Raw genomic sequence first — 22705 nt, 5'->3', positions numbered from 1 at the left:
GGCCTCAGCCCCCCTGGCAGGTCGCGTACAGGCTGGCGATCTCTCGCGTCAGCAGGGCCTGCCAGCGCATCGTGATGTAGTTGCAGACGGCCGACGAATGAATGCCCTCGCACGGCCAGTTCAAAGGCAAGGTGCCGTTGTCGGCCCTGGTGATGCTGTTGCCGCCGCCGTCGCTCTGGTTGGCCGTGGTGGCCGAATCGCGCGCCGCCTGGTCGGACTGATCGGCCTGCTGGCGCAGCACCTCGGCATTGCCGCCGCCTGCCTTCACCTTGGCCAGCGTCGAGGCGATGTCGATCTGCAAGGCTTCCTTGCGGACCTCGGCCAGGAGGGGGTTGGTGTAGGGCCGCAGTTGCGGGGCGAGATGCGCCATCGTCCCCGTGCAACGCCCACCGCTTCCCTGGCCACTGGAAGCCCGTGCCGCCGGGGCCCCCGAACTTGCCTGCGCCGAGCCGCCATCGCGCGCGCCCGCCGCCTGCGGCCTGGCTTGCGCCTTGGGCGCGGGGCCGTCGGGCAGCACCAGCGTCAGCGCCTGCCCGGCCGGCGTGGTCACGCTGGCATTGCGCAGTTCCAGGTAGTCCTCGTCGATGACGCGCAGCTCGCCCATCACGCTCATTGCCGTCGCGTCGGCGAACTGCCGGGCCTGCGCGGGCGGCAGCGGGACCATGACCGGCACGTCGCGCCAGGTGCCGATGAACATGCCCCGGTCCGCGTCGTAGTCCTGCAGCGCGACCTTCATCGTGTGCGGCAGCGTCAGCGCGGCCAGCCGCTTCCGGTACTCGACCGAGGTCTCGAACTTGTCCTTCGTCAAGGCGGCCAGGAACACCGCGGCCGATTTGCCCGCGCCGTCGTCGTAGGCAAAGCGCCAGAGACGCGTGCGCCAGTTGTACGACTGGCCGGTCAGCAGGTCCTGCTGGATGATGTATCCCGCCTGGAACCTGCCTGCCGGCAGGGTGCGCAGCAACTGGCCGGTTTTCGTGTCGAAAAGCTGCGCCGGTATCCGGGACGAGGTCGCATACGACGTCACCAGCACCTGGTCCGGGTGCCCCGGCCGCTCCTGGAACGCACCGGAATACGAACTATCCTGCGGCGACTTGCGGTGCAGCGTCTGCAACGTGGCGCGGCGCTGCCAGGTCGAGGTATCGATGACGTCGACCGTGCCGGTCTGTTCGTCGTGCAGGTAGGCCTGTTCGCCCCAGGAGTGGAGCCGCTCGTTGCCGTTGCCGACGCGCACCATCGAACAGGCGGGCAGGCTCAGCCGTACCGCCGGCTGGGCCATGACGAGGTTGCCCTTCTTGTCGGCATACGGGATTCCGAAAACGTGCCCGGGCAGCTCGCACAGCATCTTCCCCTGGGCCACGTCCCACACCCGCAGGCGATGCGACGGGTTGCTCCAGTCTCCCATCTCGGAATAGGCATAGGGCGTGTTGCCTATCCATCGATAGTCGAGGCGCTTGTACTGGTCCGCCGGCCTCCGGTCATCTCCCCGGAATTCGCCGGCCTTGGCGCCGTTGACGAAATAGCTGACCACGCCGTCCTTCTGCGCGAAGAACTCCTGCCGGCCCTGGTCGTCGATGCGAGCGGCGCAAGCGTCGGCATCATCCACCGACACGCCTCCCTGCTCGGCCCCCCGGGCATCGTAGTAGTTCACCCCCAGGCAGCGCCGTCCCTTGTCGAATTCGGTCATCCGCAAATGCTCGACGACGTAGCGTCCGCCCACCTCCTTCGGCCACGGAAAGTACCCGCCCGGCGGCAGCGTACGCAGCGAATTGCCTTGCAGGTCGACCAGCTCGGAACCGTTCTTCAGGTCGCTGACCAGCAGCGCCTCGTTGCCGACGAAGGCCAGCGTGCGGGAAGACTGGCCGGACGGCACGCGTGTCGGCAACGCGCGGTCCTTGCCCGAGGCCGCATCGCGCAACATGATCTGCCCGTCCGTCGCCTCGAAGGCCAGCCACGCGCCATCGGGCGAGATACTGGCGGTGCCGCGCGCCGTGATGTCGAAATCGGGCCGGGCGCTGCCGGCTTCCTGCATGCCGAGCAGGCGCTTGTGGATTACGATGCGGCCCTGGTACTCGGGCGGCGGTGCCAGCGCCTGCAAGCTCTGCTTTTGTTCCTGCCGCACCGCCTCCTGCTGCTGCCGCTGCCGGGCAGCCTCCTCGCGTTCCCGCTGCGCCTGCTGCTCGCCCTCTCGGCGGGCGTTCTCGGCGGCGCGCTGCTCCTGCTCTTCCTGGCGACGCTGGTCCTCGGCGATGGCCCGGCCCGTCTGCTCGATCATCTGGCCAAGCTGGCGGAACAGCGCGCCGGAATCGGCGGCCAGCGCCGGCCAGGCACAGCCCGCGGCGGCCAGCACGGCCACGCCGCGCAACACGCAAAAACGGGGGAAATACAGGATATCCATGATGTCGAACCGGACAAAAGCCACTACGTCCGAGGATATCGTTATGGCAGAACCATCACATCACTCAAATGGGGGGCGACCCCTGGACTGCGCGCAGGCAATCAAGGCAAACCCTATTGCTGCATTTGGTTTAATCAATTGGCAGTATGTGGAAGCGCCCACTATCATCGCAGGGCAATCGCCCTAACTTCGATGTTGGATGGAACCCATGCTTCTGGAAGTTCTGCTGATCTGGCTGGCCTGTGCGCTGCTGGTGGTATATAGCGTCGAGCGTAAAAGAAGAAGACGAGACTCGGCCAGGGATGACCACGCCGTCAGGTAGCGCGGCGCCTGGATAGACCGTGCCTTTACAGGCACCCCACGGCAAAGCTGGACAGCAGCCGGGACTCCGGCACGCCGCCGGCATGGCAGGCAAGGCGAAGGATCGCGGCGTTCAGGAAACACACGGCCAGGAAAGCGACGAAGACACGCAGAAACCGCTTGAGCAACGGCCTTTCCGTCTCGCTGTAATAGCTCATACAGGCTTTGCAATTGATTCTAATTGCTAAACACGTTACAGCATCCTCCCTTTATTCGCAATTATGCGAACGACGCAGGCATGCCAGGAGCGGTCGTCCCCCTCGCGGCCGCAGCAATGACGCGGTCACATCCTCCCCCTAAGCTGCGCCGCTTTCGGGGGAATAAACGATGTCCATACGTATCGCCAAGACCGGGCGCGGGGCGGCTGCCGCCCTGACGCTCGCTGTGCTGTCCACACTGGCCGCCTGCGGCGGGGGCGGAGACGGCTCCGCTTCGACCGATCCCGGCACGCCGACCGAACCGGGCACACCGACCGAACCCGTCACGCCCACGCTGCGTGTCGGCATTCTGCCCGACACCCAGGGCGGCGACTCCGGCGTCGCCCTGCATCCCATGAAAGCCATCCTGGACCTGTACGCCAAATCGGGCGTCAACGTGGTCCTGGCGGTGGGCGACCTGGTGGAGAACGGCACGCCGGCCGAGTACGCGCTGTGGCGCGGCCTGGCCGAACAGTACAAGGGCAGGATGACCATCCTGCCCATCATGGGCAACCACGACCCCAAGGGCATAGACCAGGACTGGTACGACACGGTGGAAGACTTCATCCCCGCCGACGCGCAGCACATGCCCGGCTCGGCCTACAAGAACTACGCGCTGGTGCGCGACAACGTGCTGTTCATCAACATCTCGTACGGCTGGCTGGAACGGGCCTACGACTTCGTGGAAGGCATGGTCAGGGAACACGGCGGCAAGGTCGACCACATCATCCTCCAGACCCACAACTCCTTCGCCGGCAATCGTTACGGCCTGGTGCGCGAGAACATCGTCGACGGCAGCCTGGCCATCGTCAACGACGTCAAGTTCCGCGAAGCCTACGACAAGTACCGCAAGCTGTTCGCCGAGCACGACGTGATCTACGTCTCGGGCCACGAGCACCACTATGCGCGCAGCCTCATCCGCGACGACTCCGACCTGGGCTTCCAGCAGATCATCTCGGGCGACTCCGCCTACAAGGGCTACGAGACGCGCTTCGGCGAACACGAGCGCATCCAGAGCGTGCTGATGCACAAGGTGCAGCACGAGGACACCGGCTTCGTCGACGCCAATGCCTCGATCTTCACCATCCAGGGCGGCATGCTGGATTACCGATCGTATTTCGCCACGCATTCGGTCACGCGCAACGAGGACGGCCCCAAGGAACTCGCCACGCCGCAATGGAAACTGCTGGACCGGTTCGTACGCTCCACGCAGCGCTGCGAAAAGGTCGTATTCCCCGGCAGCGTGCCCGCCGACATCCAGCGCAACAGCGCCTACGACCCGTCCTACCGCACCAGCTATTGCGCCTCGGCCAGTGGCCATCGCGCGCGCCTGCTGGACGGCACGAACCGCAGCTTCAACCGCTACGACACCCGCACCCGCGGCATGAGCGCCACGCCGGGCTATTCCTATGCCGGCAGCAACATGGAAATGCTGTCCATGATGTACCGCTACATGTTCATCAGCGACGAGAGCTTCAGCCGCAACCTGAACAACAGCCAGCGCGCGCGGCTGGTGGGCGAAGGCACGCCGGACGAGGAGATCGAGGTCCGCGCGACCACCATCGACCTGAAGAAGCTGGTGGCGCTGAACTGGCAGGAGCGCGGCAAGGACACGGTGTCCGACGTGCTGTGGGTCAGCGGCATCGCGGGGCAGACCGGCACCTACATCGATCCGTGGGGACGCGCCAAGGACATCACGACCGCCACCGGCCTGCCGGGCAGCTACGGCGACGGTTCGGAAAGCGGCAAGCTGCCGGTGCAACTGCCGGCCCACGCCACGCGCCAGTGGGAACTCGGCGCCGACCAGAGCGGCGACACCTACGTGCTGGAATTCGCGCTGCCCGCCGGCGCCGAGGCCGCCGCCACCACGCTGGCGCGCCGCGATGCGGACGGCAAGTGGATCGCGCTGGCGCCGGCCTCGTGCATCAGCAAGCAACCCTACCAGGCCGCGTTCCTGTCCGCGCTGCCCGCCGACGTCGACGCCTCGTGCGCCGCAGCCGTGGGCTATGACGCCACGAAATCGGCCTACTGGGCACGGGTCGACCAGGAAGGGGCGTTCGCGGTGGTGGCGCGCTAGGCCAGGCGCGCGTTGCCAGCGGCGGCACGCCTGCCGCCGCTGGCAACGCCGCCGGGTAGAGAAGCTAGCTGGCGTCCTCAACCTCGACCCCCAACTGTTCCCTGAGCGCGATCCGCCCAGGCGGCGTCAGCGTCAAGGCCCGCGATCCCGGCGTGCGCCGCAGCCATCCCCGCTCGCAGAAGGCCGCCAGCATCGCCACGCCCAGCGGACCGCCCACGTGATGCGTGCGCTCCGTCCAGTCCAGGCACAGCCTTGCCAGCCCGTTACGGGTGGGCCGCAGCGTCCGCACGTCCAGCCCCATGCCGCTGAACCAGTGTTCCCCGGCCGGCGTGATCCCGCAGCGCTTTCCCGGTTGCGCGATGACGTAGCCATGCCGCTGCAAGGCCTGCGCCACCGCTACGCCCAGTTGCCCCGCCAGGTGGTCGTAGCAGCAGCGCGCGAACTGCAGCGACCGGGCCTGCTTGCCCAACGGTGGCCGGCGCGCGGAGGCGGGGCCGCCGACGCCGGCCAGGTGTTCCAGCGCCTGGGCCACCTCCGGCCCGTTCAGCCGGTAATAGCGATGGCGTCCCTCGGTCTCCACCACCAGCAGCCGCCCCTGCACCAGGCGCGCCAGATGGGTGCTGGCCGTCTGCGCGGTCACCCCGGCGGCATGCGCGAGCTCTCCCGCCGGCCGGGCGCTGCCATCGAGCAGGGCCACCAGCATGGCGGTGCGGGCCGGCTCGGCAATCAGGGAAGCGGTGGCGGCGATCTCGGCGTGCTCGGGCATGGCGCGGGCTCCTTCGTTCAAGCGGATAGCGTAACGCCGCGCGGGCCCGCGATGCTTCGACGCGGATCGAAGCATCGTGAGACACGTCCCGCGTTTCCAGGAACCGGCCATCCCTATATCATTCCCGGGAACATGGCCACGACTCCTCTTTCCTGACATGCCGGCGGCGGCCAGCGGCCCCACCCCGGCCCCCGAGATCTCGCGCGGATCCCTGACGATCGCCGCCCTGTCCACGATCGTCGAGTGGTACGACTTCACGCTGTACCTGTACTTCGCCACGGTCCTGTCCCGCGTGTTCTTCGGCGGAGGCCACTTGTCGCTGCTGGCCACGCTGGCCGGCTTCGCCGTCTCGTACTTCATGCGGCCCCTGGGCGCCCTCGTGTTCGGCCACATCGGCGATCGCTTCGGCCGCCGCCGGACCCTGCTGCTGTCCATGGCGCTGATGACGGCCGCCATGCTGGCGACCGCGCTGCTGCCCGCCTACGGCAGCCTGGGCGCCACCGCCGGCGTGCTGCTGCTCGTCCTGCGCTGCCTGATGGCATTCTCGGTGGGCGGCGAATACACCAGCGTGGTGGCCTATCTGCTGGAAGGCGCGCGCCCCGGCCGCAGGGGCCTGGTCACGTCGCTCGCGTCGGCCGCCAGCGAAGTCGGCGCGCTGCTGGCGGTGGCGGTGTCGGCCGCGACCGTGGCCCTGCTGGATACCTCCCAACTCGACGCCTGGGGATGGCGCATCCCCTTCTTCGTCGGCGCGGCCCTGGCGGGCAGTATCTGGATCGCGCGCTCGGCCATGCAGGAATCGCCGGACTTCGAAAGGCAGCGGCGCCAGGGCACCATCCCCGCCTCGCCCATCCTGCACACGCTCACCCATCATCGCGCCGCCGTGCTGCGGACCTTCGCGATCTCGGCACTGGGCTCCATCACCTACTACGTCGGCATCACCTACGTGCCCGCCTTCCTGACCTCGGCCGGCGGCCGCGCGGAAGGCGAATCGCTCTGGCTGTCGACCGTCGCCGCCGTGGCCGTCATCGTGGTCACGCCCGCGGCCGGCGCGCTGTCGGACCGCCTGGGACGCCGGCGCATGTTGATGGGACTGGCGGTCCTGGGCGCGGCCTTGCCGCTGTTCATGTTCACCTACATGGCGCACGGCACGATCTTGCAGGTCGCCCTGGGCGCGGTCGCGCTGGCGCTGGTCGCCGGCGGTGTCAGCGCCGTGGGCGCCCCCGCCACGGCCGAGCAGTTTCCCGGCGAAGGCCGGCTGAGCGGGCTGGCGCTGGGCGCGACCGCGGCCACCGCGCTGTTCGGGGGGCTGACGCCCTTCCTGGCGGAATGGCTGGTCCAGGCCACGGGCTGGACCGCCGCGCCGGGGGCGATGATCGCGCTGGTCGCGCTGGCGGTGCTGCCCGTCCTGCGGGAAATGCCGGAGACCGCACCCCGGGCGGCGCGTGCACAGGCCTACCCGTCCACCGGATCTACGCGCTAGCCGCGGCACGCCTCCAGCGCGCGCGCCAGCACCTGGAAGATCCTGCCGTCGCCCGATTGCGAGACGTTGAACCGCAGGAAGCCCGCGGCGCTGCGCGACTGGCTGAACGCATTGCCCGGCGCCAGGACCACATCGTCTTTCAGACACGAACGCGCGATGTCGGCGGCATCCACGCCATCGGGCAGACGGCACCAGACGAACATGCCCGCCTGCGGGACGAGCCACGGCTGGATGCCGATGGCGCGCAGCCGCGCAACGGTCTTGTCCATCGCCTCGGCCAACCTGTGCCGGACTTCCTCCATGTGCTTGCGATAGCCGCTGTGGGTCAGCGCCGCGAGCAGGACGGAGGCCGCCAGGTGTCCGTTGCCGAAGGTGGTGGCGATCTTCAGGTCGACCAGGCTGTCGATCCAGTCGGCGCGCGCGGCCACGTAGCCGCAGCGCAGCGAGGCCGAGACGGTCTTAGAGAAACTGCCGATGTGGATCACGCGATCCAGGCCATCGAAGGCGGCCAGCCGGGGAGCCGGCGCGGTCTCGAAATCGGCGAAGATGTCGTCCTCGACGATGACCAGGCCCGAGCCGTCGGCCAGCTTCAGCAGCCGGTGCGCCGTCACGGGCGACAGCGTCGCGCCCGTGGGGTTGTGGATGGCGGAATTGGTGATGTAGAGCCTGGGCGCATGGTCCCGCAGCGCGGCCTCGAAAGCCGCGACGTCCGGTCCGTTCGGGGTATAGGGGATGCCTACCGCCTTCGCCCGGTGTGCCTTCAGCAAGGCATGGAAATTGAAGTAGCACGGATCGTCGACCAGTACGGTATCGCCCGGCTCCAGCAGGAAACGGCAGATGAGGTCGATGGCCTGCGTGCCGGAGTCGGTCAGCATGATCTGCTCGGGCGCGGCCTCGATGCCGGTGGCGGCCATCCGGCGGGCCAGCAACTGGCGCAGCGGCGGCAGGCCCAGCGGCGTTCCGTAATCGGCCAGCACGGGCGCGTCGGCGCGCGCCAGCGCTCGCAACGCGCGGCGCATGCCGTCCTCGTACATCCATGCCGGCGGCAGCCAGCCGCAGCCGGGCTTGGGCACGGCATCGCCCGTCTCCAGCGATTGGCGCGATATCCATAACGGATCGACTTCCCGATCCAGTTTCGGGCCGATCTCCGACAGGGCCAAGGGCGCCGCCGGCCCGGAAACGTAGAACCCCGATCCCGGACGGGAGCGCACGGCGCCCTCGGCCACCAGCCGCTCGTAGGCCTCGACCACGGTCGAGACCGACAACCCCATGGCCTGGGCCTGCGCGCGCACCGAGGGCAGCCGCGCCCCCGGCGGGTAGGCGCGCGAGGCGATCCTCGAACGGATCGTCTCCATCACGGCGTCGATGCGCGTTCCCTGTCCCTTCATGGCACCTCGACTGTATCGGTCAAATAGTCATAACAGTTATCTTGAATTGTACTGGACCGTATCTGGGCCCCGATACCTGCCCATGCTCTACTGACAGCCCATACACAGGTGGCTCATGGACAAGACGACGAACGGATGGATCAACGGATTGATAGGCGTGGTGATTTTCGCCGGCTCGCTGCCGGCCACGCGGGCCGCGGTCATGGATCTGGACCCGACCTTCCTGACCGGCGCGCGGGCCGCCATCGCCGCCCTGCTGGGCGCAATGCTGCTGCTGGCCTTCCGTGAGCGCCGTCCGGCCCTGAGCGACCTGCCGGCCTTGGCCGTGGTGGCCCTGGGCGTTGTGGTGGGCTTTCCGCTGTTGACCGCGCTGGCGCTGCGGCATGTCTCGTCCGCGCACTCCATCGTCTTCCTGGGGCTGCTGCCGCTGTGCACCGCGGTCTTCGGCGTGCTGCGCGGCGGCGAACGCCCCCGTCCGGCGTTCTGGCTGTTCTCGCTGCTGGGCAGCGTGTTCGTGGCCGGCCATGCCGCCCTGGGCGGCATCGGGGCATCGCTGCGCGGCGACCTGCTGATGCTGGCCGCGATCGCCGTGTGCGGCCTGGGCTACGCCGAAGGCGCGCGGCTCTCCCGTCGGCTGGGGGGCTGGCAGGTCATCAGCTGGGCGCTGGTGCTGTCGCTGCCCGTCATGCTGCCGATGACGCTGCTGACCCGCCCCGCATCCTTCGACCATGTGGGCGCGCCGGCCTGGTTCAGCCTGGCCTACGTGTCGCTGTTCAGCATGTTGATCGGCTTCGTGTTCTGGTATCGGGGCCTGGCGCAGGGCGGCATCGCGGCGGTCGGGCAATTGCAGTTGCTGCAGCCCTTCCTGGCCTTGGGGCTGGCCGCGCTGTTCCTGCACGAACCGATCAGCGGCACCATGTTGGCCGCGACGCTGGGCGCGGTGGGATGCGTGGCGGGCGCCAGGCGGTTCGCGTGAGCGCCGGTCCGCGCCACGGCCGAGTTCAATCGATCTGGATGCCCGCCCGGCGTATCACGCTTTCCCAATTGCGGGCATCGCCTTCGACATAGGGTTTGATCGCGTCCCGGGGCAGCTTGAAAACGTCGAACCCCTGCGTGGCGAACTCGGATCTGACCCGCTCGGAATCCAACGCCTGGCTGAAGGCCTCGTGCAGATATCGCAGGATGGCCTCGGGTGTCCCTGCCGGGGAAAACAGGCCGTACCAGACCACGGCTTCGAACCCCGGCAGGGTTTCGCTAATGGCCGGCACCTCCGGCATCAGCGGGGAGCGGCCCGCGCTGCTGATGGCCAGCGCCCGCGTCTGGCCGGCCCTGATCGTGGGCGCCGCGACGGCGATGGTCGTGAACCCGTAGTCCACCTGCCGTCCGACGATGTCGACGATGGACTGGCTGGCACCCTTGTAGGGCACGTGCAGCGCTTTCACGCCCGCCGCCTCGTCAAACCATTCGGTAGCCAGGTGCGGCACCGAGCCCACGCCGACCGACGCGAACGTCAGCCCCTGCCGGCTCTTGCGCGATGCCGCGGCCAGTTCCTTCACGTTCCGGAAAGAAGATTGCGTGCTGGTGATCAGCACGTAGGGCGCCTTGGCCAGCATGGCGACCGGCGCGAAATCCGAGGCCGGCCGGTAGGACAGCCTGGGCTTGAGGATGGGGCTGATGCCCAGCGCGCCGGACGATCCCAACAACAGGGTGTATCCATCGGGCGCCGCGCGCGCGACCGCACCCGAGGCCACTTCGGCATTCGAGCCCGGCATGTTCTCGATGATGATGGGGCGGCCGATTTTCCGCGAAGCTTCCTGGGCCACTACGCGGGCCACCAGGTCGTTCGCGCCGCCCGCAGCGAACCCCACCACGAGTTTGATGGGCTTCTCCGGATAGGCGGCCTGGGCGGGCAGTCCGCTCACCGCGGCGCACGTCGCGGCAAGGGCGGTCGGGATGATGGACGCGGCAAGGCGGCGCCTGCGGATCGATCTCATGCTGTCTCCTGTCGGCTGAGCGGCAAAGTATCGATGCCGGCCGACGAGGCAACAAGACAGCAACGCCGCACACGCTGTGCTCGCCGCGAGAACACGGCCCCTCCAGGCTGGCGCCGCGCTATTCCTCCGGCACCTTCAGCAGCACCGTGTCGTCCGGCCCCACCGACCGTCCATCCGGCGTGCGGATATCGAGGTGGACCGGCAGGCCGGTTTCACGATCGACCAGTTCCGAATGCGCCTCGCCCGGCTTGAACAGATGCCGCTCGCCGAACTGGCGCAGGGCGACCATCACCGGGAACAGGTCGCGGCCCATGGCCGTCAGGCGGTACTCCATCCGCGCGCCGCTGTCTCCCACCGGAACGGCTTCCAGGATGCCGCGCGACACCAGCGTGCGCAGGCGCTCGGTCAGGATGTTCTTCGCGATGCCCAGGCTTTTCTGGAACTCGCCGAAACGCGTCAGGCCGTCGAACGCGTCGCGCACGATCAACAGCGACCACCAGTCGCCGATCACGTCCAGCGACCGGGCGCTGGGGCAGTAATCCCCCTTCAGGCTTTTTCGTCCAACCATGCCCGCCCTCCATCGATTTTTAGGTTGCATTATAAAACCAAAAACCCTATCCTTCCGAACGGTTTCGTCATGCAACCAACAATCGGAGTCTTAGCCATGGGTTCTACAGCAAGCGCGGCGCCATCGCCGCTCACGCGTCCGGTCACGCTGCTCTTCGCGGTCGCGAGCGGGCTGGCCGTCGCCAACGCCTATTTCGCCCACCCCTTGCTGGACGTCATGGCGGACGACCTCGGCCTGTCGCACGCGGTGGCCGGCCTCATCGTGGGCGCGACCCAGCTCGGCTACGGTCTGGGCCTGGTCCTGCTGGTGCCGCTGGGCGACCTGCTCGATCGCCGCAAGCTCATCGTCGGGCAGTCGCTGCTTTCCGTGCTGGCCCTGGCCTGCGTGGGGTTTTCGTCGACGGCGGCCATGCTGCTCGCCTCCATGGCGGCGGTGGGCCTGCTCGCGGTGGTCACGCAGGCGCTGGTCGCCTACGCGGCCACGCTCGCCCGGCCATCCGAGCGAGGCCAGGTCGTGGGCGTGGTCACCAGCGGCATCGTGCTGGGCATCCTGTTGGCGCGGACCGCCGCCGGCCTCCTGACCGACCTGTCGGGATGGCGGACGGTCTACCTGGTATCGGCCGCGCTGACGCTAGTGATCGCCGGACTGCTCTACCAGGCCCTGCCCCGCCAGCGGCGCACCGGCCCCCGGATCTCCTATCCGCGCCTGATCGCGTCGGTGTTCACGCTGTTTCTGGAAGAACCGGTCTTGCGTATCCGCGCCGTCATCGCGATGCTGATCTTCGCCGACATCACGACGCTGCTCGCGCCCATGGTGCTGCCGCTCGCCGCGCCGCCCTTTTCGCTGTCCCATACCGAGGTCGGCCTGTTCGGGCTGGCCGGCGCCGCCGGTGCGCTGGGCGCCGCGCGCGCCGGCCGCTGGGCCGATCGCGGGCACGGCCAACGCACGACCGGCATCGCGCTCGCGCTGATGCTGGCCGCCTGGCTGCCGATCTCCCTGCTGCCGCATTCCATCCTTTGGCTGGTCCTGGGCGTGCTGGTGATCGACTTCGGCCTGCAGGCGGCGCACGTCACCAACCAGGGCATGATCTATCGCGTGCGGCCGGAAGCGCAGAATCGCCTGACCGCCGCCTACATGGTGTTCTATTCCATCGGCAGCGCGGCCGGCTCGTCTATCTCGACCCTGGTCTATGCCCGCGCGGGCTGGAACGGCGTCTGTCTGATGGGCGCGGGCATCGGCGCGCTCGCCTTGCTGTTCTGGGCCGCCACCCTGCGCGCGACGCCGGCGGCGGCAACGGCCCGGACGGCCGGCTCCGCCGCCGGTTAGCGCCGGTCCGGACCGAGTTCGGCCAACGCCAGCTCCGCGACGCGCAAGGTCGGCGCCACCCACTCGTCCTGGCCGTCCTCGATAAGCCAGGTGGCGGACAGGCCGGCCCAGGCCAGGATCCATTGCAGCAGGCGCCGGCGCTCCAGCCCCGCCGCCCGGGCGACGACGTCGGCCTGCCGCGCCAGGCGCCCCGGGGCCAGGGCGATGACATGGTCCGGATTGCAGAACAGGTTGGCGTAGTCGAAGCCCCGCTCGCCCTCCAGCCGTTTCGGATCGATGGCCAGCCAGCCCCGCTCGCCGAAGTCGAGGATGTTGCCGTGGTGGATGTCCCCGTGCAGCGGCACGACGTCTCGGGGCTCGGCCAGCAGCGCGCGCGCCGCGCCGGCCGACCTGGCCAGGATGCCGCCCAGGCGGGCCGCCATCAGTTCAAGCGCCTGGAACCGCTCGGCCAGCGGCACCAGCGCCGGCGCGGGCTTGCCGCGCGGGGCATGCAGCCCGGCGACGGTCCGGCAGATGATGCGGCTGGCTTCGTCGTCCTGCCCCGCCCGGACCATGCCGGCCAGCGACCGCGCCCCCAGGGCGCGCTCCAGCAGGATCGCGTCGCCCTCGTGCTCCAGCACGCGCGCCGCGCTCACGCCTTCCCACCACACCATCAGGCCCGCGCCCCATCGCTCTTCGGATTCGATGGAGATCTTCAGCATGGCGGCCTTGCCGTTGCGCCGCACGGGCAGCAAGAGGCTCGAATGCGTGGTGAACGGATCGCCGTCGGGCACCAGGCCCCAGCGGTCGAGCCAGGCATCGAAAGCGTGGGTGCGGGTCATGAAGGAATGCTCTTTACCGGGAACAACGTGTCAAACTAGCACACCGACATTGTCCTAGGACGACATGAGAATACGAGGAAAGAGCGCGGCCGAGATCTTCGACAGCGTTCGCGCGCAAGTCCAGTCCCAGCAGATCCTGCCCGGCCAGGGCCTGCCGCCCGTGCGCGAACTGGCGGCGCAGCTGGACGTCAACCGCAATACCGTGGCCGCGGCGTACAAGCGTCTCGTGGCGGCGGGCATTGCCACCGCCCAGGGACGGCGCGGGACGACCATACGCGGCCACGGCCCCGGCGAACAGGAAGGCGCGCTGCCCGATTCTCCCCTGGTGGACCTGGCCAGCGGCAACCCCGACCCGGCCTGGCTGCCGGACCTGGCCGCGGCGCTGCGCGCCAGGCCCTACCGGCCCCGGCTCTACGGCGAACCGCTGATCAACGCGGGGCTCGAGGCCCATGCCCGCGCCTGGCTCGTCCAGGACTGCCCGGCTTCCTTCGAGGTCGACCTGGCCCATGGCGCGGTCGATGCCATCGAACGCCTGCTGGGCGCCCTGTTGGTCCCGGGCGACAAGGTGGCGGTGGAAAATCCCTGCTTCCTGAGCAGCATCAACCTGCTGCGCCTGGCCGGCCTGCAGGCGGTGGGCGTACCGGTCGACGCCGAGGGCATGCAGGCCCCGGCGCTGGAAGCCGCGCTGGCCAAGGGGGCCCGGGCCGTCATCCTCACGCCCCGTGCGCACAATCCCACCGGCTGCAACCTGAGCGCCAGGCGGGCGCGCGCGCTGTCGCGCGTCCTGGCCAAGCATCCGCACGTCGCCGTGATCCTGGACGACCACTTCGCCCTGCTGGCGACCGCCGCCTATCACTCCGTGCTGCCCGCGGGCACGCGGCGCTGGGCCCTGGTGCGCTCGCTCACCAAGGCGCTGGGGCCCGATATCCGGATGGCGCTGGTGGCAAGTGACGAAGCAACCTCCCGCCAATTGCGCCTGCGCCTGGCATCGGGCACGAACTGGGTCAGCCACCTGCTGCAGGACATGGCGCAGGCCACGCTGGGCAGTCCCCAGGCCGCGCGGCTGATGACGCGCGCCCGTAAAGACTATGCCTTGCGCAGAAGGCGCCTGGAAGACGCGCTGGGCGGACAGGGCATCGCCTGCCTGGAAGGCGGCGACGGACTCAATCTGTGGGTACCGTTGGCCACCGATGACCAGGAGGTCGCCCGAGCACTGGCCCGGCGGGGCTGGCTGGTGCGCCATGGGCAGGCCTTCGGGGTGCACGAGGCCGTGCCGGGACTGCGCATCACGCTTTCCGGGATCGAACCGGCGCAATGCCGGCGGCTCGCCTCGGACCTGCGGCACTGCCTCGGCTAGGGCACCGGCGCCACGCAGGCCTCCGGGCCGCATCCCGCATCCACTGGTCCGTTTGCGGGCGGCCCCGCATCGCCTGCGCCTCGCGCCGAGCCCTCTTCCAGCAGGCGGCCGATGGCCGAGCCCAGAGCCAGGTCGTCGATGCTGCCCAGGTGATGCAGGCGGATGTGCCCCCGGCGGTCCAGCAGCACCAGGCTGGGCGTGCCGCCCAGGGCATAGTCGCGCATCGTCATCGGAATGTTTCCGTCCGGCGCGGGACGGTCGATCCCGATGGGGAAGCTCCAGCGATATTCCTGCGTGAAGGCGCGCAGCGCGGCCGGCCCCGTCACCTCATGGTGCTCGAACACCGTATGCAGGCCGATCACGGCCACGTCGTCCTCGCGGAACATGCGATGCACGCGCTCGGCCTGCGGCAGGCCATGCGCCAGGCAGGCCGGACACAGCATCTGGAAGGCGTACAGCAGCACCACCTTCCCCCGCAGGCCGGCCAGGTCGACGGGGGCGGAGACATTCAGCCACTCGTCCACCTGCAACGACGGTGCTTCCACGGTATGGGGTTTGGGTCGGGACATGTCGGACTCCTGTAGTCGTGCCTGGACATGATACTCTTTTGGCATAGGACAAAACCGATGAGCCGGACATGAACGCGGAAAACGACGGCCTCCAGGCCGACACCCCTACCCAGCACGACCAGCACGGCCGCTGGCCCCAGGCCACCACGGTCGAGGATTTCCGCCGCAACCTGGCCACGGTGCACGAACGCATCGCCGCGGCCTGCCGGCGCGCCGGCCGCGATCCGGCCGGCGTGCGGCTGCTGCCGGTCAGCAAGACCGTCGACGAGGCGCGCATCCGGCTGGCCCATGAGGCCGGCTGCCGCTTCCTGGGCGAGAACAAGCTGCAGGAAGCGGCGCGCAAGTGGGAAGCGATGTCCGACCTGGGCGATCTGAAGTGGTCCATCATCGGCCACCTGCAGACCAACAAGGCCAAGCTGGTGGCGCGCTTCGCCGCCGAGTTCCAGGCGCTGGACAGCCTGCGGGTGGCCGAGGCGCTGGATCGCCGGCTACAGGCCGAAGGCCGCGCGCTGGACGTGTTCGTGCAGGTCAACACCTCGGACGAGGCCAGCAAGTACGGCCTGCATCCGGATGACGTCCGGGACTTCCTGCGCCAGATGCCCGCCTTCTCCGCCCTGCGTGTGCGCGGGCTGATGACGCTGGCCCTGTTCTCCGCCGAAGCCGAACGGGTCCGGCAGTGCTTCGTGCTGCTGCGCACGCTGCGCGGCCGCCTGCGGCAGGACGCGCCGGCCGGCATCGGCCTGGACGAACTGTCGATGGGCATGTCGGGCGACTACGAGATCGCCATCGAGGAAGGCGCGACCGTGGTGCGCGTCGGCCAGGCCATCTTCGGCGCCCGCAGCACGCCGGACGCCTACTACTGGCCCACCGCCGATTCGGAGCCCGCGTCATGAACGGTCCCGGCCCGCTCCCGCTGGACGTGGTCTCCATCATGTCCCAGGTCGTCTACGGCCGCGTCGGCAACTCGATCGCGGTGCCCAGGCTGTGCCGCGCCGGCCTGCACGTGGCCGCCGTGCCCACCGTCGTGCTCAGCAACACGCCCCACTACCCCACCATGCATGGCGGGGCCCTGCCGCTGGACTGGTTCCAGGGCTACCTGGACGATCTCGTGGCCCGCGACGCGCTGCACCGGCTGCGCGCCGTGGTCGTGGGCTTCCTGGGCAACGCCGCGCAGGCCCGGGCGCTGGGCCGGTGGCTGGACAGGATACGGCCGGACCACCCGGACCTCATGCTGATCGTCGACACGGTCATCGGCGACCACGACCACGGCATCTACGTCGACCCGTCTCTGGTGGACGCCTACCGCGACCACCTCGTCGGCCAGGCTCGCGGCTTGACGCCCAACGGCTTCGAACTCGCGCAACTGACCGGCCTGCCCGTGGACGGCATCGACGACGCCATTCGCGCCGCCCGCCAGTTGCTGGCGGGCAATACCGAATGGGTGGTCGTCACCAGCGCGGCGCCCGCGACCTGGACCCCGGACGACATGAAGATCCTGGTCGTGACCCGCACCGGCGCGACGACCATCGTCCATCCCCGGCTGGCCCTGACGCCCAAGGGCACCGGCGATCTCTTCACCGCTTCGCTGGCCGCGCACCTGCTGGAAGGCGCAACGATCGAAGCGGCGGCGCGGCGGTCCGCCGATAACGTCCTGTCCGCGCTGCGCGAAACGCAGCGCGCCCATTGCACCGAACTGCTACTGCCGCCCCATCCCTGAACGCCCAACCGGAGTCCCTGGAGATGAACCGTCAAGCCCTGGTTGTCCGCCACGTCGCCTTCGAAGACCTGGGTACGCTGGCTCCGCTGCTGGCCGAGCGAGGCTACGGCGTGCGCTATCTGGAAGCCGGCGTCGATGCGATCGATTCCACCTCGTTGGCCGCGGCCGACCTGGTCGTGATCCTGGGCGGCCCGATCGGCGTCTACGAGACCGACCGCTATCCCTTCCTGGAAGCGGAATTGGCGGCCATTGCCGAACGCCTGAAACAGGACCGGCCGACCCTGGGCATCTGCCTGGGCGCGCAATTGATGGCCAAGGCACTGGGGGCGGACGTCACGTCCACCGGGCGCATCGAGATCGGCCATGCGCCGCTTACCCTTACCGACGAAGGGCAGCACTCGGTGCTGCGCGGCATCGGATCGGTGCCCGTGCTGCACTGGCACGGCGACCAGTTCGACATCCCGTTCGGCGCCGCCAGGCTGGCGCAGACGCCCGGTTTCCCCAACCAGGCCTTTTCCCTGGGACCGCGCCTGCTGGGCTTGCAATTCCACCTGGAAGCCCAGGCCACGCACATCGAACGCTGGCTGATCGGCCATGCCTGCGAGCTGGCGGCGCACCGGATCGACGTCGCCGCCATCCGGCGGGATGCGGCGCGCCACGGCGCCGAACTCGAACGCGTGGCCCGCCAGGTCGTCGGCGACTGGCTGGACGGCTGCTGACGCCTGGTACGGCCGCCAGCTCAGGTCCCCGCCCCGCCGCCCATGGCGGCCTCGGCCGCCTGTATGCCCGACAGGACGGCGGACGGCACGCCATAGCCCGGGAACGTGGTCTGTCCGGCCAGATACAGGCCCGGCAGAGGCGTGCGGTGCGGAAAAAAGCGGTCCGGCGACGCCCCGGGCGCCACGCCGTACAGCGCCCCCTCGTACAAATGCCGCTGGCGGGCGAAGTCCCGAGGATCCAGCACGCGGACCGCCTCGACCTCCAGCCCCGGAACCCGCTGCCGCATGGCCGCCAGATAGCGGTCCACGGCGGACCGTGTCATGTCGGGCGTCCACGCGTCGGCCGAGGCGATGCCGGAGACAGGCGCGTACAGCTCCAGGATGGACCGTCCCGGCGGCGCCAGATCCGGCAGGACCTGCGTGGGGCAGGTGTAGGCCAGCCAGCGCGGCACGTCCGGCGACGCCATGTGCAGCCGGTCCTGCTCGCGCATGGACGGCACGTGGTTGACGATGAACGCGTCCGGCCTGGCGGCGACGACGCCGCCCAGCTGGATCGATATCGCCCGATGGGACAACGGCGCACGCCGCGCGCGCCGCGCCAGCGCCCGGGGCACCGCCTCGGCCGACAGCAGGCGGTGGACCACGTCGAAGCCCGAACAGGCGGCGATCACGCAATCGGCGGTTATGCGTTCTCCACCCGCGAGCGTGATGCCGCGCGCCACGCCGCCGGCCACCACCATGCGTTCGACCGGCCGGCCGCACAGGATGCGCACGCCATGACGTTCCGCCGCGCGATACAGCGCCTGGCTGATGGCACCCATCCCGCCACGGGGAAGATGGAAGCCCTCTTCCAGCAGCGCCACCAGTCCGATAATCTGCGTGGCGGGCAGCCGTTCCGGACCCATGCCCGTGTACAGCAGCGTGGACGCGACGGCGGCCTGGAGCCCGGCATCCGGGAAACGCCCGGCGATGAGGCGATCGGCCCGCCCCGACAGCGCAGGCAGGTAGCGCCACAGCCGCCCCAGCGTCCTGGCCAGGGCCGGCTCGAACGGCAGCACTTCCTGAACCAGCGTGCGATAGATCGGCGTCCAGCGGCGCCGCAGTTCACCCAGTCCGTCCCGCAGCATGGCCGTCCGTCCCTCGTCGCCCTCGACCAGGGAATCCTCCACGCCGGCCAGCCGCACCACCGTGCCGTCATCCAGATGCGTCGCATGCGGACGCGCGATGGCGACCAGCTCGACCTCCCGCTCGAAGTCCATGCCCAGCCGTGCGAACCCCGACCGCAACAACGACGGCACCGCCACATACACAGCGCCGTTGTTGAAGGTGAAGCCTTGCTCGCTGGCGGTGGAGCAGCAGCCGCCGACCGCCTCGCCGGCTTCGGCCAGCACGACATCGACGCCCTGCCGGGCCAGCGCCACGCTGGCCGCCAGACCCGACAAGCCCGCGCCAACGACCACCGCCGACCGTATCGACCTTCCCATGGCAGCCTGCCTCCCTGATCGTGAAAATTAGACAATGTACAAAATTCTACACTGTATAATTCCTTCATGACCACGGCCGACCTTCCCTCCAAGCGCCAGCGCACGCGCGAGCACATCGCGACGGTGGCGGGCCGCCTGTTCGAACGCCACGGCTACGAAGCCGTGACGATGGAACAGATCGCCGTCGAGACGGGCGTCGTTCGGGGAACGCTGTACAACCACTTCGCGGTCAAGGAAGCGGTGCTTGCCGAATGGATGCATGCGCGCCTGGCGCGGGACCTGGCGCCGCTGATGCAGGCCGTCATGAAACGCAAGGCCTTCGCGTCCCGCGTCGCGATGATCCTGGACGCCTCGGCCCGGTGGTGGGAGGAACATCGGCCGTACGCCGCGCCCTACATCCGCTTCCGTTTCCAGCAGGTGCGTGACGGGTCGGACGAGCAGGCCGCGTCCGACATGGTCGCGGCATACGCGGCGCTTATCCACGCCGCGCAGCAGGCCGGGGAAGTCCGCGACAGCGAATCGCCGCAACGCCTGGCCAACTACCTGCATTTCCTTTATCTGTCGGCCCTGATGACCTGGCTGGGGGACCCGAAGGCTGCGCTGCGCAGGGAGTTCGCGCACGCCTTCGAATTCTTTCTTCAGGGCGCGTCGCGCCCCTGAGGCTCGCCGCCTTCCTGGCGCCGCGCGCCGACCGCGACCCGGAAAGCGCCCAGCGCCACCACCGTCAGGAAGATCTGCACCACCGCGCAGGAGATGGCCGGATCCGCGCCATAGCCCACGAGCTTGGTGCCCAGCGCGCCGGCCGCCATCTGCCCGAACCCGTACAGGCCCGCCGCCGACCCCGTCAGCCCCGGCGCCGAGGACAAGGCGCGCGACAGCGCGGCGGGACTGGCCATGCCGCATCCCATCGTCAGCAGGAAGGTGATGCCGATCAGTACCGGCACATTCAGCCAGCCCATGGCCTGCACGCCCAGGAACACCACGGCCATGGCCAGGCTCAGCCCCGCGCCCATGTAGAGAAACAGCTCCGTGTTCAAGCGTCCCACCAGCCGCCGGGTCGTGGCCGAACCCACGCTGGCCCCCACGATGGTGATCGCCGCGAACCAGCCGATCTGGGAAATCGGCAACTGCAACTGCCCATGCACGATATACGGCGCCGTCGCCAGATAGGGATAGAGCGCCGTGCTGGAACAGGCCCCGCCCACCATGAACCCCACGAACCGCCGATTGCCGATCAGTTGGCCGTAGTCCCGCGCGATCTTGCCGAAGGCCAGCGGCGAGCGGTCCAGGTTGGTCTCGGGCAGCAGCCGCCAGGCGCACAGCACCATCGCGGCCGCCATGCACACCAGGAACACATAGATCGCCCGCCAGCCGAAACCATCGGCCAGGTACGAACCCAGGATGGGCGACAGCCCCGGCCCCACCAGCGTCAACAGGTTCAGCAGCGCCAGGTCCTTGGTGGCCCGCTCGGGCGTGGAGATGTCGCGGACGATGGAGCGCCCCAGCGTGATGCCCGCCGCGCCGCCCAGCGCCTGCGCCAGGCGAGCGGCCAGCAGCCATTCGAGCGTGGGCGCGAACAGCGCGAACACGCTCGCCACCAGATAGATGCCCAAGCCCAGCAGCAGCGTGGGCCGGCGCCCGATGGTGTCCGACACCGGCCCGTAGATCAGTTGCCCGAACGCCAGCCCCACCACATACAGCGTGATGGTCTGCTGCATGCCGGCCGGGCTCGCGCCCAGATCGGCGCCCGCCAGCGGCAGCGCCGGCATGAAGATGTGCATGGCCATCGTGCCGCTGAGCGTCACCAGCACCAGCAGCCACAAGGGGGCGCGAACGGAAGGGGCAAAGGGCGGCTGCGCGCGGGTCATCGAAGTCTTTCGTCTAGAGCGTGTCGAACCGGCGCGCGATCTTTTCCAGGGCCTGGCGGGTGATGCGCAGCTCCTGCGCGGTCAGGTCGTCCAGCAGGCTGGCCTCGATCTCCAGGCTCTTGGCCACGATCCCCTCGGCCAGGGCGCGCCCCTGCCGCGTCAGGCGGATGGACTTGGCGCGGCGGTCCTCTTCCGCCGTTTCCCACTCGATCAGGCCCAGCTCGCGCAGTTGCGACAAGATGCGGACCAGCGAGGACTTCTCCAGCGACAGCGTCTCCGCCAGGTCCTTCTGGCGCACCACCGGTTCGCTGGATTCGTACAGGGCCAGCAGCGGCGCGCGCGTGGCGTCCGTCAGCCCCATTTCCTTGAAATGCTGATCGACCGCCCTGCGCCACTTGCGGTAGACCGCGCCGACCAGCCGGCCGAAACGGGCCCGGACATGTTCGTCGAGCTGCGGCGGGGTCGCTGAATTAGGTTGCATGCGAACTATTTTCCCAGGAAATTAGTTCGCATGCAATCTAAATTACGGATACGCCACGTATTGAATGGCCTTATATTCCGTGGCTCGGATGACAGCTCCCCTACCCATGTTGATACGCCCTGAACAGCCACAAGACATCGCCGCCATCGAACGCGTGATCACCCGCGCCTTCGCCACCGCGCCGCATACCAGCGGCACCGAGGCGAAAATCGTCGACGCCCTGCGCGAGGCCGGCGCGCTGGCCCTTTCACTCGTGGCGGAAACGGATGGCGAGGTGGTGGGCCACGTGGCCCTCTCTCCCGTGGCACTCTCCGGCGGTGCGCCCGGCTGGTATGGCCTCGGCCCGCTTGCCGTCGCCCCCGAACACCAGGGCAAGGGCGTGGGCGGGCATCTGGTCGCGCATGCCCTGGACGCGCTGCGCCAGCGCCATGCGGCGGGATGCGTGGTGCTGGGCGAACCGGAATACTACGGCCGGTTCGGGTTCCGGGCCGATCCGGACTTCGTGCTGCCGGGCGTGCCGCCGGAATATTTCCAGGTGGTCCGGTTCATGCCTGGGGCGGATGGAGGAGCGGTGACGTATCACCAGGCGTTCGAGGTAGCGGCCTAGAGATCGCGGCCTCGCTTACGGAAATCCCACGGCGCAACAGGCGACGGCAAGGCCCACAAGCCGCGCCGTCCCGCCTTCGCCTCGCCCTGCAGATCCACCAACGCCCGCTCCGCGGTGAACTTGGGATAGACCCACGCATACCCGTGGCGCAGCATCGTTTCCTGCACGCTGCCGTGGCCGCAGTCGACATCCCCCAGCACGCGGCCGTAGCGATCCTTGCCATGGCGCGACAACCGGGCCGGCGCGCCCAACGGACACAACGCCCGCAGGAAATCGCGCGAGGCGATTCCACCCGCCTGGCCGATCTCCGGCGCATCGATCCGCTCCAGCCGTACCGGCATGCTTTTCTTCTGCGAGGGACATTGCAGGCGCATCGTGTCGCCGTCGTGGATGGACGTGACCGTACAGACCTGGGCCAGGGCGGCGCCAGGCAGGACAAGCGCGAAGGCGAATGCCATTTGCCGGAAGGGAAATGCCGCGAGCAGCGATGGAGAATAAGCGGGAAAACTCGAAATAAAGTGGAGCGACATC

The 22705-nt window shown here is 69.0% G+C and carries 22 protein-coding genes; 10 read left to right on the top strand and 12 right to left on the bottom strand.

All coding sequences use genetic code 11. From position 1 onward, the window contains the following. Positions 1-4: 4 nt before the first annotated feature. Positions 5-2395, bottom strand: coding sequence for a hypothetical protein (locus tag EGT29_RS06845; protein WP_124688313.1), 2391 nt, complete (start codon positions 2393-2395; stop codon positions 5-7). A 347-nt stretch (positions 2396-2742) separates the two neighbouring features. Further along, entirely contained in the window at positions 2743-2883 is a 141-nt protein-coding gene (locus EGT29_RS28435) for a hypothetical protein (RefSeq protein ID WP_161567723.1), read from the bottom strand. Between the two features lie 199 nt (positions 2884-3082). Between EGT29_RS28435 and EGT29_RS06840 the strand changes: the two genes are divergently transcribed. Continuing rightward, positions 3083-5029 carry a metallophosphoesterase gene (locus tag EGT29_RS06840; protein WP_124688312.1) on the top strand — a complete coding sequence of 649 codons (1947 nt, stop codon included), beginning with the start codon at positions 3083-3085 and terminating at the stop codon, positions 5027-5029. A gap of 64 nt (positions 5030-5093) precedes the next feature. Here the strand turns inward: EGT29_RS06840 and EGT29_RS06835 are convergent, their stop codons facing one another. Next, positions 5094-5795: a helix-turn-helix transcriptional regulator gene (locus EGT29_RS06835; protein ID WP_124688311.1), complete on the bottom strand. Its 702-nt coding sequence runs from the start codon at positions 5793-5795 to the stop codon at positions 5094-5096. Between the two features lie 157 nt (positions 5796-5952). Here EGT29_RS06835 and EGT29_RS06830 point away from each other — a divergent pair, with 157 nt between their 5' ends. After that, on the top strand, positions 5953-7275 hold the full coding sequence (locus EGT29_RS06830; protein ID WP_124688310.1) for an MFS transporter: 1323 nt from the start codon (positions 5953-5955) through the stop codon (positions 7273-7275). On the opposite strand, the gene EGT29_RS06825 is transcribed toward EGT29_RS06830, so the two are convergent. Continuing rightward, positions 7272-8663 carry a PLP-dependent aminotransferase family protein gene (locus EGT29_RS06825; RefSeq protein ID WP_124688309.1) on the bottom strand — a complete coding sequence of 464 codons (1392 nt, stop codon included), beginning with the start codon at positions 8661-8663 and terminating at the stop codon, positions 7272-7274. The two genes, EGT29_RS06830 and EGT29_RS06825, sit on opposite strands and share 4 nt — an antisense overlap. 115 nt (positions 8664-8778) lie before the next feature. Between EGT29_RS06825 and EGT29_RS06820 the strand changes: the two genes are divergently transcribed. Further along, on the top strand, positions 8779-9639 hold the full coding sequence (locus EGT29_RS06820) for a DMT family transporter (RefSeq protein ID WP_124688308.1): 861 nt from the start codon (positions 8779-8781) through the stop codon (positions 9637-9639). 25 nt (positions 9640-9664) lie between these two features. Here EGT29_RS06820 and EGT29_RS06815 read toward each other — a convergent pair whose 3' ends face one another. Both EGT29_RS06815 and EGT29_RS06810 read right to left on the bottom strand, forming a co-directional pair. After that, positions 9665-10657, bottom strand: coding sequence for a tripartite tricarboxylate transporter substrate binding protein (locus EGT29_RS06815; protein ID WP_124688307.1), 993 nt, complete (start codon positions 10655-10657; stop codon positions 9665-9667). Positions 10658-10775: 118 nt separating this feature from the next. After that, a complete protein-coding gene (locus tag EGT29_RS06810) occupies positions 10776-11225 on the bottom strand; it encodes a helix-turn-helix domain-containing protein (RefSeq protein WP_124688306.1) in 450 nt (149 codons plus the stop codon). 96 nt (positions 11226-11321) lie between these two features. Between EGT29_RS06810 and EGT29_RS06805 the strand changes: the two genes are divergently transcribed. Beyond that, positions 11322-12551, top strand: coding sequence for an MFS transporter (locus tag EGT29_RS06805; RefSeq protein WP_238160316.1), 1230 nt, complete (start codon positions 11322-11324; stop codon positions 12549-12551). Here EGT29_RS06805 and EGT29_RS06800 read toward each other — a convergent pair. Beyond that, entirely contained in the window at positions 12548-13372 is an 825-nt protein-coding gene (locus EGT29_RS06800) for an aminoglycoside phosphotransferase family protein (protein WP_124688304.1), read from the bottom strand. The two genes, EGT29_RS06805 and EGT29_RS06800, sit on opposite strands and share 4 nt — an antisense overlap. Before the next feature lie 64 nt (positions 13373-13436). Between EGT29_RS06800 and ptsJ the strand changes: the two genes are divergently transcribed. Then, the gene (gene ptsJ, locus EGT29_RS06795; RefSeq protein ID WP_124688303.1) at positions 13437-14729 is read left to right on the top strand and encodes a transcriptional regulator PtsJ; all 1293 of its coding nucleotides are present in this window, start codon (positions 13437-13439) and stop codon (positions 14727-14729) included. On the opposite strand, the gene EGT29_RS06790 is transcribed toward ptsJ, so the two are convergent. Next, complete coding sequence (locus EGT29_RS06790) at positions 14726-15298, bottom strand: TlpA disulfide reductase family protein (RefSeq protein WP_124688302.1); 573 nt, start codon at positions 15296-15298, stop codon at positions 14726-14728. The genes ptsJ and EGT29_RS06790 overlap by 4 nt on opposite strands. Positions 15299-15366: 68 nt before the next feature. Between EGT29_RS06790 and EGT29_RS06785 the strand changes: the two genes are divergently transcribed. Genes EGT29_RS06785 through EGT29_RS06775 form a run of 3 tightly spaced genes read left to right on the top strand, consistent with a single transcriptional unit; the run spans position 15367 to position 17734 of the window. Continuing rightward, positions 15367-16191 carry a YggS family pyridoxal phosphate-dependent enzyme gene (locus EGT29_RS06785; RefSeq protein ID WP_124688301.1) on the top strand — a complete coding sequence of 275 codons (825 nt, stop codon included), beginning with the start codon at positions 15367-15369 and terminating at the stop codon, positions 16189-16191. Further along, a complete protein-coding gene (gene pdxK / locus EGT29_RS06780; RefSeq protein ID WP_124688300.1) occupies positions 16188-17015 on the top strand; it encodes a pyridoxine/pyridoxal/pyridoxamine kinase in 828 nt (275 codons plus the stop codon). The genes EGT29_RS06785 and pdxK overlap by 4 nt, the downstream gene beginning before the upstream one ends. Before the next feature lie 23 nt (positions 17016-17038). Beyond that, positions 17039-17734, top strand: coding sequence for a glutamine amidotransferase (locus EGT29_RS06775; RefSeq protein WP_124688299.1), 696 nt, complete (start codon positions 17039-17041; stop codon positions 17732-17734). A gap of 20 nt (positions 17735-17754) precedes the next feature. Here EGT29_RS06775 and EGT29_RS06770 read toward each other — a convergent pair whose 3' ends face one another. After that, positions 17755-19218, bottom strand: coding sequence for an NAD(P)/FAD-dependent oxidoreductase (locus tag EGT29_RS06770; RefSeq protein WP_124688298.1), 1464 nt, complete (start codon positions 19216-19218; stop codon positions 17755-17757). A 66-nt stretch (positions 19219-19284) separates the two neighbouring features. On the opposite strand from EGT29_RS06770, the gene EGT29_RS06765 reads away from it, so the two are divergent. Next, entirely contained in the window at positions 19285-19878 is a 594-nt protein-coding gene (locus EGT29_RS06765) for a TetR/AcrR family transcriptional regulator (RefSeq protein ID WP_124688297.1), read from the top strand. Here EGT29_RS06765 and EGT29_RS06760 read toward each other — a convergent pair. Together EGT29_RS06760 and EGT29_RS06755 are read right to left on the bottom strand one after the other, a co-directional pair. Beyond that, entirely contained in the window at positions 19857-21086 is a 1230-nt protein-coding gene (locus EGT29_RS06760; protein WP_238160315.1) for a multidrug effflux MFS transporter, read from the bottom strand. The genes EGT29_RS06765 and EGT29_RS06760 overlap by 22 nt on opposite strands. A gap of 13 nt (positions 21087-21099) precedes the next feature. Continuing rightward, the gene (locus EGT29_RS06755; protein WP_124688296.1) at positions 21100-21567 is read right to left on the bottom strand and encodes a MarR family winged helix-turn-helix transcriptional regulator; all 468 of its coding nucleotides are present in this window, start codon (positions 21565-21567) and stop codon (positions 21100-21102) included. A 106-nt stretch (positions 21568-21673) separates the two neighbouring features. On the opposite strand from EGT29_RS06755, the gene EGT29_RS06750 reads away from it, so the two are divergent. After that, positions 21674-22174, top strand: a complete 501-nt coding sequence (locus EGT29_RS06750; protein WP_124688295.1) for a GNAT family N-acetyltransferase — start codon at positions 21674-21676, stop codon at positions 22172-22174. Here EGT29_RS06750 and EGT29_RS06745 read toward each other — a convergent pair. Beyond that, positions 22171-22632, bottom strand: coding sequence for a thermonuclease family protein (locus tag EGT29_RS06745; protein WP_161567722.1), 462 nt, complete (start codon positions 22630-22632; stop codon positions 22171-22173). The genes EGT29_RS06750 and EGT29_RS06745 overlap by 4 nt on opposite strands. Positions 22633-22705: the final 73 nt, after the last annotated feature.

The organism is Pigmentiphaga sp. H8 (assembly GCF_003854895.1).
GTDB lineage: Bacteria > Pseudomonadota > Gammaproteobacteria > Burkholderiales > Burkholderiaceae_B > Pigmentiphaga.
This window is presented reverse-complemented; position numbering and strand designations above follow the sequence as displayed.

Excerpts from the sequence above, each read along its gene's own strand:
- EGT29_RS06835 (WP_124688311.1), bottom strand. The coding sequence starts at position 5,795 with ATGCCCGAGCACGCCGAGATCGCCGCCACCGCTTCCCTGATTGCCGAG.
- EGT29_RS06845 (WP_124688313.1), bottom strand. The coding sequence starts at position 2,395 with ATGGATATCCTGTATTTCCCCCGTTTTTGCGTGTTGCGCGGCGTGGCC.
- EGT29_RS06745 (WP_161567722.1), bottom strand. The coding sequence starts at position 22,632 with ATGGCATTCGCCTTCGCGCTTGTCCTGCCTGGCGCCGCCCTGGCCCAG.
- EGT29_RS06825 (WP_124688309.1), bottom strand. The coding sequence starts at position 8,663 with ATGAAGGGACAGGGAACGCGCATCGACGCCGTGATGGAGACGATCCGT.
- pdxK (WP_124688300.1), top strand. The coding sequence starts at position 16,188 with ATGAACGGTCCCGGCCCGCTCCCGCTGGACGTGGTCTCCATCATGTCC.
- EGT29_RS06820 (WP_124688308.1), top strand. The coding sequence starts at position 8,779 with ATGGACAAGACGACGAACGGATGGATCAACGGATTGATAGGCGTGGTG.
- EGT29_RS06775 (WP_124688299.1), top strand. The coding sequence starts at position 17,039 with ATGAACCGTCAAGCCCTGGTTGTCCGCCACGTCGCCTTCGAAGACCTG.
- EGT29_RS06765 (WP_124688297.1), top strand. The coding sequence starts at position 19,285 with ATGACCACGGCCGACCTTCCCTCCAAGCGCCAGCGCACGCGCGAGCAC.
- EGT29_RS06830 (WP_124688310.1), top strand. The coding sequence starts at position 5,953 with ATGCCGGCGGCGGCCAGCGGCCCCACCCCGGCCCCCGAGATCTCGCGC.
- EGT29_RS06840 (WP_124688312.1), top strand. The coding sequence starts at position 3,083 with ATGTCCATACGTATCGCCAAGACCGGGCGCGGGGCGGCTGCCGCCCTG.
- EGT29_RS06785 (WP_124688301.1), top strand. The coding sequence starts at position 15,367 with ATGAACGCGGAAAACGACGGCCTCCAGGCCGACACCCCTACCCAGCAC.
- EGT29_RS06770 (WP_124688298.1), bottom strand. The coding sequence starts at position 19,218 with ATGGGAAGGTCGATACGGTCGGCGGTGGTCGTTGGCGCGGGCTTGTCG.
- EGT29_RS06755 (WP_124688296.1), bottom strand. The coding sequence starts at position 21,567 with ATGCAACCTAATTCAGCGACCCCGCCGCAGCTCGACGAACATGTCCGG.
- EGT29_RS06810 (WP_124688306.1), bottom strand. The coding sequence starts at position 11,225 with ATGGTTGGACGAAAAAGCCTGAAGGGGGATTACTGCCCCAGCGCCCGG.
- EGT29_RS06800 (WP_124688304.1), bottom strand. The coding sequence starts at position 13,372 with ATGACCCGCACCCACGCTTTCGATGCCTGGCTCGACCGCTGGGGCCTG.
- EGT29_RS06805 (WP_238160316.1), top strand. The coding sequence starts at position 11,322 with ATGGGTTCTACAGCAAGCGCGGCGCCATCGCCGCTCACGCGTCCGGTC.
- EGT29_RS06760 (WP_238160315.1), bottom strand. The coding sequence starts at position 21,086 with ATGACCCGCGCGCAGCCGCCCTTTGCCCCTTCCGTTCGCGCCCCCTTG.
- EGT29_RS06750 (WP_124688295.1), top strand. The coding sequence starts at position 21,674 with ATGTTGATACGCCCTGAACAGCCACAAGACATCGCCGCCATCGAACGC.
- EGT29_RS06790 (WP_124688302.1), bottom strand. The coding sequence starts at position 15,298 with ATGTCCCGACCCAAACCCCATACCGTGGAAGCACCGTCGTTGCAGGTG.
- EGT29_RS06815 (WP_124688307.1), bottom strand. The coding sequence starts at position 10,657 with ATGAGATCGATCCGCAGGCGCCGCCTTGCCGCGTCCATCATCCCGACC.
- ptsJ (WP_124688303.1), top strand. The coding sequence starts at position 13,437 with ATGAGAATACGAGGAAAGAGCGCGGCCGAGATCTTCGACAGCGTTCGC.